This window comes from Psychrobacter sp. ANT206, assembly GCF_056880555.1.
Genome location: NZ_CP096271.1, coordinates 1 through 12,184, shown reverse-complemented (window position 1 = coordinate 12,184; position 12,184 = coordinate 1). Strand labels below are relative to the sequence as shown.

The following is a 12,184-nucleotide window of genomic DNA, read 5'->3' as shown; positions in this document are numbered from 1 at the left end:
GTCGGCTTAAATGATATTTAAAAATATAACATCATCATTATTTGAATAATGGTTAAAAATTAGTGTTACATTGATGTTGCGGACTCTACATATGATCAAGTTATTTATGCCAGAGTACGCTGATATTGCAAGGATTGTGATCTATCAGCTTTTACTCAAACCCCCTACTAAGCCAAGATGGCTTGTCTAAAAGGATTTAGCATGATGAAAATGGACTTTTTACCAAACTTAGCACTCAAAACGTGTGCCCTTACTTTAGCCATCGCTGCTACCGCTTCATGCACGACTATGGCAACAGGCGCTGACTATCAAATGTCAAATGCACAAACCACCGCAAACACTACTAGCACTACTGCCCTCGCTCTTGGCAATACAGCGACTGCTGGTGGCACTAATGATACCGTTGCAATCGGTAATATGGCCAATGCAGGACTTAATTCGGCAACTGCCATCGGCGGTCAAGCCAACGCCGCAGGTTTAGGCTCGACGTCTATCGGTTGGCAATCAAAAGCCACCGCTGAACGCGCGCAAGCTTTCGGTCATTTAGCCAATGCTAGCGGTGTTCGCTCTACCGCAGTCGGTGAAGCCGCCATGGCTGGTGGCACCAATGACACCGTCGCTGTCGGTAATAAAGCCAATGCAGGACTTAATTCTGCTACGGCTGTCGGCGGTCAAGCCAATGCCGCAGGTCTAGGCTCGACGTCTATCGGTTGGCAATCAAAAGCCACCGCCGAACGTGCGCAAGCTTTTGGTCATCTAGCCGATGCTAGTGGCGTACGCTCTACCGCAGTTGGTGAAGCGGCAGCCGCACAAGGTGCAAACTCGGTAGCGTTAGGTAATAAATCTATGGCTGGCGGCATGAATAGCATCGCTATCGGTAACGGAGCAATGGCGGCGAAAAATAACCAAGTCGTCTTAGGTAACGCCGGACAAGTGCAGTCTAGTACCGCAGCACAGTCAGGCACGGTCAGAATCGTCACTATCGATGACAATGGCACGTTAGGCACTATGATGGTTGACTACTACAAGTCGGCTAAATAGTCATAGTCAATCAGAGCCAAGTTGCTAACGCTGGTGCAGTTACAAACAGTCATACTTGATAAGTTAGTAATATTAGATAAAGCAAAAAACCTCGCGATTGCGAGGTTTTTGCTATTTTCGATTACGGTCTTAGGTTTAGGTGTTTGGCATGGGGCTTTAGATAGGTTGAACTTCAGAAAAGATCTAACGCCCGATAAACTTAGCCTCACGTCTCTCAACCATCGCCATCGCACCCTCTTTGGCATCTTCTGAATGAAACAAATGCGGCAGATAGCCATGAATATTAGCTAATGCTGCTTTTGCGCCATTACGACTGGCATCTTGCGCTGATGACAATAACCCTTGCACCCCAAGCGGTGCAGCGTTGCAAATCTCTTTAGCGATAGTTAGCGCGCGCTCGTATTCTTCTCCATTAGCAACCACTTCGCTGACCAAATTCAGTCTATCAGCCGTTTGCGCATCAAACGCTTTACCAGTGAGTAAATAAGGCATGGCTCTTTGCCAACCAGCAGCCGCGACAAAGCGTACGGTCGCCCCGCCAAACGGCATGATACCGCGCTGGACTTCCATTTGCGCAAAGTTGCAGTTATCACTTGCGATGACGACGTCACTATTTAACATCAGCTCAATCCCAGCGGTAAAGCACGTGCCTTGTACCGCGACGACGACAGGCTTACTGCGCAATTTTCCACCGATTCCCCACGGATCGATCTCGTCGTCATTGAATTCGAACGCACCTTTGTCCCATTTATCCTGTAGCTCCATCAAATCGAGCCCTGCGGTAAAATGCTCACCATGAGTAAATATTAACGCACAGCGTAGATTAGTATCATTTTCATAGTGAGTGAGTGCCTCAGACAGTTGCTTAATCATATGACTGTCAAAGGCATTGCGTTTATCGGCGCGATTGAGTCCGATCAGGCAGATATAGTCTTGGATTTCATAGGTAATGCGAGTGTCATTGCCAATGTCATCTCCAGCATCATTGCTATTGTGGCTTTCCGTAGTCATAGTCTTATCCTTTTTAAAGCATTCATTTATAGAGTACAAATTACACTAAATTGATATTACTACAGTTAATAAACCTTCCTTTTAATATAGACATACGTTCGGTGCAACGCAAGCACCATATCAGCGGCGATATCAATATCAGTTGACCTGATTTGCGATAAGTGCAACTATTATCCAACTCAAGACATGACTCAGAGCATTTTATGGAATTTTGGCACGGTTTTTTGCTTATCACCAGCGTCCATCTACTCGCTGCCGCCTCCCCGGGTCCTGATTTTGTATTGGTCTCGCAGCAAACCTTGGCCAAAGGTAGACGCACAGGTTTGATTTGTAGTCTTGGTATTACCTTGGGTCTTGCCGTACACATCATTTATTCGGTACTAGGACTGGCAACGGTCATCGCTCATTCGCAGCCATTATTGACAACTATTAAATGGTTGGGCGGTAGTTATCTTATTTATCTGGGATGGCAAGGTATTCAAGCCAAACCTAAAAAGCTATTAGACTCATCAAATTCAGCAAGTGCAACCGATTCAGTTGTTAGAGTTTCACAAGATATGCTTATTAAGCAAATGACTTCTACCAATGATGCCGAGCTTTCTGATAAAGCCATTTCTAATAAAAAACTGCCTACTGATATTGAATCGACCACTGCCATTTTACGCCGTGGCTTTTTTTGTAATGTGTTTAATCCAAAAGCACCAGTATATTTCGTCGCGATATTTACACTCGTACTCTCACCCGATATACCGCTGTGGCAACTGGCTATTTATGGCCTATGGATGATGGTCTTGCAGATGGCATGGTTTAGTACCGTGGTGATGTTACTGTCTATTCCTGCCGTTCATCGTCGCTTTCAGCGTTTTGAACATTGGATCGACCGCGTATTGGGTACAGCGATGATAATATTGGGATTAAATCTTATTTTACGTAGTCGATAAGACGCTAGTGACTCGTGAAATCTGCTAAAATGGTGCATTATATTCAAACATCAAAGCCCGATACTATGACCAGTAAGCCTATAAACCGTCGCCCGACCGCCAATAATCACAGAAACCGCTCGCCTGAGACTGCCAAAAAATTAGGGCAGCTGCATCCGCGCAATCCGCACCAAGGTCGTTATGACTTTGTAGCATTGACTCGTGCCTTACCAGAGCTTGCCAAGCACACCATTACCAATCCTAAAGGTGAGTCGACGATTAACTTCTCCGATCATCAAGCGGTACGAGTGCTCAATCAGGCACTACTAGCAAATTATTATGGCGTGAAATTTTGGGATATTCCTGAAGGTTATCTCTGCCCACCGATCCCTGGTCGTGCCGACTATATCCATTATATCGCTGACCTGCTCGCGCAAACTACGCATGTGAATAAAGACAATACACCGCCAACTGGCAAAGAAATCCACGCCCTAGATATTGGCACGGGTGCCAGTGCAATTTATCCCATTATTGGTAGTCAAAGCTACGGCTGGCGATTTACCGCTTCTGATATCGATCCTATTTCGGTCAATACCGCCGCGCTGATTTGTGAGACCAATCCAAAGCTAAAAAGTGCCGTTAAAGTCAAACTACAGACCGAACCTAAATTTATTTTTAAAAATATCATCGGTCGCCAAGATTACTTTGATGTGGTGGTATGTAATCCGCCGTTCCATGCCTCATTAGAAGAAGCGATGGAAGCCAATAGCCGCAAGCAACATAATTTGCAACGACATCGCGGTAAGAATGAGAATGAACAAATCAGCCGCAGCTCAACAAAGTCTGGCAATGCCGCGCAAAACCTAAACTTTGGTGGTCAGCATAAAGAGCTATGGTCTGAGGGCGGTGAGATTGCCTTTTTAACTAAGATGGCAAAAGAGAGTCAAGATTTCGCTGAGCATGTTGGCTGGTTTACGACACTGGTATCTAAGTCAGAAAACGTAAAACCTCTGCAATTACTGTTGAAACAACTTGGTGTCGCCCAAATGCGTATCATCGAGATGAGTCAAGGTCAAAAAAGTACTCGTATACTTGCATGGCGTTTTAATACCGATGAAGAGTAAGTAATAGCTAACATAGAGTAAAAATAGTTTCACGTGAAACAAAAAAGCACCCCTTTGATCATCAAAGGGGTGCTTTTTATTGTAGAGAATTAATCCAAATAATAGTGCTTATTAACGGATAAACATAACCTTTATACCAATGGCTATCAATACCAACCCACCAAGTATCTCAGCTTTATCCTCAAGCCACGTTCCAGAAGACTTACCTAAATAGATACCAAAAAAGCCAAATCCAGCGGTGACAATAGCGATAATGAAGCACGCTAACCACGCATTAAGTGCCAGTAAATTTAAAGTAAATCCTGCTGCCATGGCATCAATACTGGTGGCAATAGCCAGTGTAAACATCATGCGATGATTGATTTTTTCTTGCATGTTTCTATCAAAACTATCTTCTAATACCGCTTCAATCTCACCATTAAAAGCTTCATATAACATCTTAGCGCCAAGCAGAATAAGGATACCACCGCCAAGCCACGGGGCAGCAGTCGCCAACCAGCCTAGCAATACTGCACCCAATAAATACCCTATCAATGGCATTACGCCTTGTGCGATACCAAAATACAGTGCTGCATAAACCGCTAAACGTAAAACATAAGCGGACGATTGTTTTTGGGACTTAGCGCCTAAACCAATTGATACCGCAAACGCATCCATTGCCAATGCTATAGCAAGTAAAATAACTTCGATCATTTCTATATCCATTATTTAAAGCATTTATACAATTAAGTTTCACGTGAAACAAGCTTGATATTAAAAAACCACCGCATTGGTTGCCAAAGCGGTGGTTTTTCATTGATTCACAATATTATGCCATTTAGATATCTAAATTAGAAACCGTTAACGCATTTTCTTCGATAAAGATACGACGCGGTTCAACATGATCACCCATCAAGCAGGTGAACATATGATCCGCTGCGATAGCATCTTCAATATTGACGCGCAGCATACGGCGGTTTTCAGGATCCATAGTGGTATCCCACAGCTGATCGGCATTCATCTCGCCCAACCCTTTATAGCGCTGGATCGCTAGACCACGACGCGCATCAAGCATCATTTGCTGCCACAAATAATCGAAGTCACGTATTGGGATGTCTTTGGTTGTACCCGCTGTTGCATCACGGCGAATAAAAGCATCTTCATCAAGCAAGGTATTCCATTCAGCTGATAAACGCAGCAGCTTAGTATACTCACCCGAATTGATAAAGCTGGCATCGAGCAAATAATGATGGGCCAACTGATGCACATAGACCGTAATACGTGGCAGCCATTGTGCTTTGGGAGCTACTGCTTCGACGTCAGAGCTATCACTTTCTTCAACGGCAACGACAGGTTTCATACCCAGTAAATCAGCGGCAGCGGCATCCATATTTTTAGGCTGCGGTGCATGGATATTCACCAGCTCAATCTCAGGACTTAAGTCACTACCAAAGTGCTCAAGCTGGGTCTGTAGCGTGTCTTTCCATGCTTGCATTGCATCTTTATCATACGTCATATCAGTACTAAGCTTTGGCGTATGAGTCAACGCATCCAACAAAACGGCTGGATAACGAATCTGCAAGCGCGCTTTAATAAGCTGCGTTTGATTATAGTCGTTTAATAAAGTCTCTAACGCTTGACCAGTAATCGCAGGTGCATCGGCACTGATATGCAGCCTAGTATTATCAATCGTTGAAGATAATAAATACGCTTTAAGCGCTTCATCGTCTTTTAGGTATAGCTCTTGACGACCTTTTTTGACTTTATAAAGCGGTGGCTGTGCGATATAAATATAACCACGTTCAATCAATTCAGGCGTTTGACGAAAGAAAAAGGTCAATAGCAAGGTTCTAATGTGCGAACCATCAACGTCCGCATCGGTCATGATAATGATTTTATGATAGCGAACTTTATCAGGATTATATTCGTCAGGACCAATACCGCAACCAAGCGCAGTAATTAGATTACCGACTTCTTGTGACGATAACATTTTATCAAAACGCGCGCGCTCAACGTTTAGGATTTTACCTTTTAAAGGCAAAATTGCTTGCGTTTTACGGCTACGACCTTGCTTGGCTGAACCGCCAGCAGAGTCCCCTTCTACAATGTATAGCTCTGATAATGCAGGATCTTTTTCTTGGCAATCCGCCAATTTACCCGGCAGACCTGCGATATCTAATGTGGTCTTACGACGAGTCATCTCACGCGCTTTACGAGCAGCATCACGAGCACGAGCAGCATCAATGATTTTACCGGCAATTAATTTACCAGCGCTTGGATTCTCTTGCAGATAATCATTAAACTTATCGTGCATTGCTGATTCGACGGCAGATTTTACTTCACTTGATACCAGTTTATCTTTGGTTTGACTCGAAAACTTAGGATCTGGAACTTTAACAGATACGATAGCCGTTAGACCTTCACGGGCATCATCACCAGTCGCAGCCACTTTCTCTTTTTTGAAGAGATTTTCACGATCCATATAGGTATTCAAACAACGCGTGAGTGCTGAGCGGAAGCCAGATAAATGCGTGCCGCCATCGCGTTGTGGAATGTTATTGGTAAAACAAAACACTTTTTCGTTATAAGTATCTGTCCACTGCAACGCCACTTCGACACTGATACCATCATCTTGATTACTGATAAAATGGAACACGTCGTTGATGCCATCTTTACCAGCATTAATATAGCTGACAAACTCTGACAATCCACCTTTATGTTCAAACTCATGACGCTTATCAATACGTTCATCAGTCAAAACAATACGTACGCCAGAGTTTAAAAATGACAACTCACGTAAACGCTTGGCTAAAATATCATATTCAAAAATAGTACCAGTAAATACGTCATTGCTAGGGTAAAAACGGATTTGTGTGCCAGTTTGATCTGTCGCTTCCATTTGCTGAATATCGCCATCAGGCACACCATCAGTATAAGTCTGATGATAATGATAACCTTCACGCCAGATATTCATCTCAAGCTTTTTGGATAATGCATTAACGACTGAAACGCCAACGCCATGCAGACCGCCAGATACCTTGTAGCTGTTATCATCAAACTTACCACCAGCATGCAGTACCGTCATAATGACCTGTGCGGCAGACACACCTTCTTCTGGATGAATGTCGACAGGGACACCGCGACCATTATCCATCACGCTGACAGATTCATCTTCGTGGATAATGATATCAATTTGATCACAATGACCAGCAAGCGCTTCATCGATAGAGTTATCCACCACCTCAAAGACCATATGATGCAAGCCGGTACCATCATCGGTATCACCAATATACATACCAGGACGCACGCGCACCGCTTCTAGTCCGCGCAGTACTCGAATGTCTTTCGAGCTGTAATCAGAGGGTAATACCTCAGGAGCGACAGCGGCGGCAATAGTCTCAACTGCGCTGTCTGACGTTAATTGCTGGTGGTCGGTAGGTAATGAGTCACTCATGTGCATTCCTTGATCTAGCCATTATCAGCTGTTTATCATCAGCTCACCACAGTGGTGATACTTAATGATGCTATCTATAATATCGTTTTGTAGTCATATTCTGTCTTTATTAAGGTTGGCCTAAGCTTTTTAGAAAATAATATAGAGGCAAAAAACCAGATTGAAAAATATGTCAGGTCTGCATACTCTATTTGATCCATACTGCGATTATTCTTAAAGCTATGAAATTTAAAAATATTGAATAAAATTCATTATTATCAAAAACTTAAGTACTTACAACCAATAATAAAGATCCATATAAAACGGTAAGATAACTTGCTAAGAATAGGACAAAAATAAAGCTCTATTTTAGCATTTTTTTGCCTGTAAGTCACTGTTTAGGGAACGATTTCTAGGTATCAGAATGCGGTATAGAATGAGGGTAAAATATGCAAGGGGACGGGCGCTTAAGGACATAAAATAAGGATTAATAACGCAGATATCAATACCCTAGTAAAAGCTACTGAGCTGGTAAAATATCACCTTGTTTCATGTGAAACACTTGAGATTTTTCCCAATATTCATGTACTAAAGGTAAAATACTGTCTGTCAAACTGGTCACAAATACCTGACATGGTAGCTGTGCTAATGTTGATAATAAAATCTCTATCGCCTTATTATCTAGCTCTGCGGTAATATCGTCTAGTAATACCACTGGTGTAGCACTTAATTTAGCCTCACTGTTATATAGCTCGCTATTAGTTTTAGCATTAAGCAACAAGGGTAATTGTGATAAACGCAATGCCGTAATCAACAGTTTTTTTTCTCCACGAGATAAGATATTAGCCGCCTGCTCTTTTAAAATAGGCAGTTTAACAGTCGAATCCGCTGATAAAGGTGAGTTTAGATTCTCATCAGCTATCTGTCTTGAGCCTATCGAGCGCCAATGTACGTGAATATCAGCACGATGGTTACCAATACGGGTATAACCCAACTGCAAATCCTGCTCTAGGCGTTCATTAAGCTGTATGTCGAGCGCTATACCAGTATCATAGCCCGCATTGTAGCTCAAGCTTAACTGCTCAGCATAAGCAGGCAATAACTGTGCAATGCTCTTAGAAAAATAAGGCTGCCAAGCTTCAAATATAGCTTGACGGTAGTGATGAATCAGCGCTGCATGACTGGCCAGCCCTTTATCCCAAGCTTTAAGCTCAGCGAGCTGAACCTGAGTTAAATGACGCCGTTGCTTTAGTAAACTATTGCGCTGTTTTAAAAGACGTTGATAAGCAATCCACTGGGGGTGGAAGCCTTGTTTCATGTGAAACACTAACCAATCCAATAGCTGGCGACGACTGGCACTACCCTGCTCTAGCATGTCCATCGTTGATGGGTCTATAAGCAATGTTGGTAGCTGCTCGGTCAAGATGCTTTGGTTGTAAACAGTGGTTTGATTTAAACGCAGAATAGTCGTCGCATCTGCTTTCTTTTGGATAGCTAAGGTACGGCTGTCATTGAGCTTAGCATGTATAGTGGCAGACTCTTGATAATGTTGGATGTAGCGTTTAGGCTGATGATGACGGAAACTTTTGCCTCTTGATAACAAAAATATAGCTTCAAGTAACGAGGTTTTACCACTGCCATTAGCGCCGATAATAACATTACAAGCTGCAGGCGATAAATTGATGTGCGTTAAATTGCGCAAGTGAGAGATTTGTAGACGTTCAATCATAATACCGACAGCCGCCTATAAATCCTGCTTGTATTTTAGCAGGCAAAGTTTAATTAAAATATAGAATTTTAAGCTTCGGAAGCTTAAATTCATCAATATGATTAGGGTTAAAATCCATAACAATTATAATTTTCAACCCTAACTATCTATCATTTAAAGAATAGATTATATGCGCATTGGCATAATAACGTACTGATGAAACTCATCATTTAACTGATTAACCAATACCGACGCATTTGACTGGCTCATATGCATTTGCAAGTCGCCTTGGATGACACCTAGCACGTCTTGTAGATAAGCAGCATTAAAGGACAACTCCATCGGCTCACCTTGATACTTAGCTTGAATCATCTCCACCGCTTCATCTTGCTCTGCATTATTGGCGCGTACTTCTACCATACCATCACTGGCAAAATTAAAGACTACTCCGCGAGATTTCTCATTACTCAAAATCGCGACACGGCGCAGCACATCCATCATTTTTTCTTGATTAAATAGAGCAAGTTTGTCTGTATTGCTAGGCATCACACGGCGATAATCAGGGAATTTACCATCAATCAGACGCGCGGTAAAAGTCACCATCAAATCCTGACTAACCTGCCCTGCACTATCCACATCACCAAATGGTAAGCTCACTTGCAAAAACTCACGACCGAAACTCAACGTGACGGCATTGTCTTTATCACCAAGCATTTTGCCCAGCTCGGTAGCCAAACGCTCAAGCTCAATTACAGCCTTACGTGGCAAGATAGCCTGCATACTTAAATCAGCACTGACTTCAATAACACTACGTGCTAATGCCAGTCTATGACCATCGGTTGCAACGGTGGTTAACTGCTGCTGTGATACATCAAATAGCATACCCGTTAGATAATAACGGACATCTTGAATCGCCATCGCAAATTGGGTCTTATGAATCAAATCAATAAGACGACTACGGCTAATCGTCAATGGCGTGATATTTTCAGGGTTACCCAAACTTGGATAGTCTTCGCTAGGCAATGTCCCCAAGGTAAAACGACTTTTGCCACTGGTTAGTAAACAACGTTGGTTTTCTTGAGTTATCAGAGTGACTTGTGCTTGAGCGGGTAAAGATTTACAAATATCTCTTAATTTAGTGGCAGGCAATGTCGTCGTACCTGCTTCAATACAAGCTCCAGCAGGCAATTTCAACGTCGATGTCAGCTCTACTTCTAAATCAGAAGCTGTCAAAACAAGCTCTGATTCAAATAGCTGTAGCTTGATATTACCCAAGATAACCATATTGTGGCGTTTATCAGCAGCCTTGGCGATCAAGTTAATGGCTTTTAGTAACGACTCTCGATTAATCGATAATTGCATGCTTAGTTACTCTTATTTGATTGATTCTTTTTATAAAAATAAAGAATATTGACTTAATATACCCTGTCTACTGACGATAATCTATTAGGGGTCTGTATACGCCCGTTTTCAACATTATAAACCATATCTATCTACTAAAATATAGTGATAGTAGAGCCTTCTAACCAGCTTGCAGCATCAAAGCTAAGGTCTTGTAATCCTTATCAAACGCTGGATCGGCGGCACGTAGCTCATTCACTTTATCACAAGCATGCATCACTGTTGTGTGGTCGCGTCCTCCAAAAGACTGCCCAATCTCAGGAAAACTCTCGCTGGTCAACTCTCGTGATAGTGCCATCGCTATTTGGCGAGGTCTAGCAATACTACGCGTACGCTTGCGACCGAGCATATCTTTAATCGTCACATCATAATATTCAGCGACCACTTTACGAATATTATCCATATTGACGGCTTGTACGCGCATGGCAACAATATCTTTTAAGGCATATTGCACCATTTCAAGGGTAATAGGGGCGCCGGTTAAGTTAGCATTGGCAAATACCTGGTTTAAAGCACCTTCTAAACGTCTCACATTAGAAACAACATTTTGAGCGATGAATAACGCACATTCTTTAGGAAGGCTCATTCCATAAGAGGCGGCTTTCCTTTGTAAGATTTGTACGCGCGTATCAATTTCAGGCGGATCAACTGCGACCGTTAAGCCCCAAGAAAAACGAGATCTAAAGCGCTCGTCAAATTCAGTCATTTGTGATGGATGACGATCGGATGCCAAAATCAGCTGTTTATCACCACTAGTAAAATCTGCAAACAATGTTAAAAACTCATTACTACTTTTAGTCTTTCCAGCTAATACATGAATATCATCTACTATTAATAAATCTACTTTTTTTATTTTCTTTTTAAAATCTTCTATTTTATTATTTCTTAATGAATAAACCAATTGATTAATAAATTTTTCAGAAGTGAAATAATAAAAAGTTTGATTATTTTTTAAATAGCGATGTGCTACAGAATGCATTAAATGGGTTTTCCCCAAACCAGAAGGTCCATATATAAACAAAGGATTGTGACGGTTTTTTGATTGACGTTTACCAAGCTCGTAGCACGCCTTATAAGCAAGATTGTTAGACTTACCTGTGACAAAGGTTTCAAAAGTAAAATCAGGATTTAAATAATTTAAGGATTTCGCATCAGCAGAGTCAACGGCTTCCGCATGACGCATATTGGCATCGATATCTGCTTTGGCATTATTATGATGAATCGTTTCAAAATCATGATTTGAAGGGGTAGGGGAGAGGTTATCTTCTGAGAATAATGATCCCGATTGCAGCGAGCTACTATCATCGATATCGCGACCAGCATTATCAACACGTACAATAACTTCTTCAATACTTCCCTGACTATGCTTAGCAACCAGCTGCTGAATATCCTCTAAGTGGTTCTTTTTAATGTAAGTTACAAAATAATCATTAGGTGCAAGAATGATTAAAGTGTTGTTTTCTTGATGAGCTGACAATGGTCTTAACCACATGGTAAACACGTTATCTTTGACATGATAACGTAAGTCGTTTAGGCATTTATCCCAAATATTTGCTGTATCTATCAT

Annotated in this window: 9 protein-coding genes; 3 read left to right on the top strand and 6 right to left on the bottom strand. The window is 42.1% G+C overall.

Annotated features, from left to right (window positions below):
- Window positions 1-201: 201 nt before the first annotated feature.
- Window positions 202-1,041: a hypothetical protein gene (locus M0221_RS00045; RefSeq protein ID WP_483283974.1), complete on the top strand. Its 840-nt coding sequence runs from the start codon at window positions 202-204 to the stop codon at window positions 1,039-1,041.
- A gap of 183 nt (window positions 1,042-1,224) precedes the next feature.
- Here M0221_RS00045 and M0221_RS00040 read toward each other — a convergent pair whose 3' ends face one another.
- The gene (locus M0221_RS00040) at window positions 1,225-2,052 is read right to left on the bottom strand and encodes a crotonase/enoyl-CoA hydratase family protein (RefSeq protein ID WP_483283973.1); all 828 of its coding nucleotides are present in this window, start codon (window positions 2,050-2,052) and stop codon (window positions 1,225-1,227) included.
- A gap of 203 nt (window positions 2,053-2,255) precedes the next feature.
- On the opposite strand from M0221_RS00040, the gene M0221_RS00035 reads away from it, so the two are divergent.
- Window positions 2,256-2,993, top strand: coding sequence for a LysE family translocator (locus tag M0221_RS00035; RefSeq protein ID WP_483283972.1), 738 nt, complete (start codon window positions 2,256-2,258; stop codon window positions 2,991-2,993).
- A 65-nt stretch (window positions 2,994-3,058) separates the two neighbouring features.
- Window positions 3,059-4,096, top strand: coding sequence for a 23S rRNA (adenine(1618)-N(6))-methyltransferase RlmF (rlmF, locus tag M0221_RS00030; protein WP_041772346.1), 1,038 nt, complete (start codon window positions 3,059-3,061; stop codon window positions 4,094-4,096).
- A 111-nt stretch (window positions 4,097-4,207) separates the two neighbouring features.
- Here the strand turns inward: rlmF and M0221_RS00025 are convergent, their stop codons facing one another.
- The 5 genes from M0221_RS00025 to dnaA form a co-directional block, all read right to left on the bottom strand.
- Window positions 4,208-4,789, bottom strand: coding sequence for a manganese efflux pump MntP (locus M0221_RS00025; RefSeq protein ID WP_483283971.1), 582 nt, complete (start codon window positions 4,787-4,789; stop codon window positions 4,208-4,210).
- A 124-nt stretch (window positions 4,790-4,913) separates the two neighbouring features.
- Window positions 4,914-7,529, bottom strand: a complete 2,616-nt coding sequence (gyrB, locus tag M0221_RS00020; RefSeq protein ID WP_483283970.1) for a DNA topoisomerase (ATP-hydrolyzing) subunit B — start codon at window positions 7,527-7,529, stop codon at window positions 4,914-4,916.
- A 499-nt stretch (window positions 7,530-8,028) separates the two neighbouring features.
- A complete protein-coding gene (gene recF / locus M0221_RS00015; protein WP_483283969.1) occupies window positions 8,029-9,237 on the bottom strand; it encodes a DNA replication/repair protein RecF in 1,209 nt (402 codons plus the stop codon).
- 165 nt (window positions 9,238-9,402) lie between these two features.
- Window positions 9,403-10,578, bottom strand: coding sequence for a DNA polymerase III subunit beta (gene dnaN, locus M0221_RS00010; RefSeq protein ID WP_483283968.1), 1,176 nt, complete (start codon window positions 10,576-10,578; stop codon window positions 9,403-9,405).
- Window positions 10,579-10,738: 160 nt separating this feature from the next.
- Window positions 10,739-12,184 (bottom strand): chromosomal replication initiator protein DnaA, encoded by a 1,446-nt coding sequence (gene dnaA, locus M0221_RS00005; protein WP_181209298.1) that lies wholly within the window; start codon window positions 12,182-12,184, stop codon window positions 10,739-10,741.

Excerpts from the sequence above, each read along its gene's own strand:
- M0221_RS00035 (WP_483283972.1), top strand. The coding sequence starts at position 2,256 with ATGGAATTTTGGCACGGTTTTTTGCTTATCACCAGCGTCCATCTACTC.
- gyrB (WP_483283970.1), bottom strand. The coding sequence starts at position 7,529 with ATGAGTGACTCATTACCTACCGACCACCAGCAATTAACGTCAGACAGC.
- M0221_RS00025 (WP_483283971.1), bottom strand. The coding sequence starts at position 4,789 with ATGATCGAAGTTATTTTACTTGCTATAGCATTGGCAATGGATGCGTTT.
- M0221_RS00045 (WP_483283974.1), top strand. The coding sequence starts at position 202 with ATGATGAAAATGGACTTTTTACCAAACTTAGCACTCAAAACGTGTGCC.
- recF (WP_483283969.1), bottom strand. The coding sequence starts at position 9,237 with ATGATTGAACGTCTACAAATCTCTCACTTGCGCAATTTAACGCACATC.
- dnaA (WP_181209298.1), bottom strand. The coding sequence starts at position 12,184 with ATGATAGATACAGCAAATATTTGGGATAAATGCCTAAACGACTTACGT.
- M0221_RS00040 (WP_483283973.1), bottom strand. The coding sequence starts at position 2,052 with ATGACTACGGAAAGCCACAATAGCAATGATGCTGGAGATGACATTGGC.
- rlmF (WP_041772346.1), top strand. The coding sequence starts at position 3,059 with ATGACCAGTAAGCCTATAAACCGTCGCCCGACCGCCAATAATCACAGA.
- dnaN (WP_483283968.1), bottom strand. The coding sequence starts at position 10,578 with ATGCAATTATCGATTAATCGAGAGTCGTTACTAAAAGCCATTAACTTG.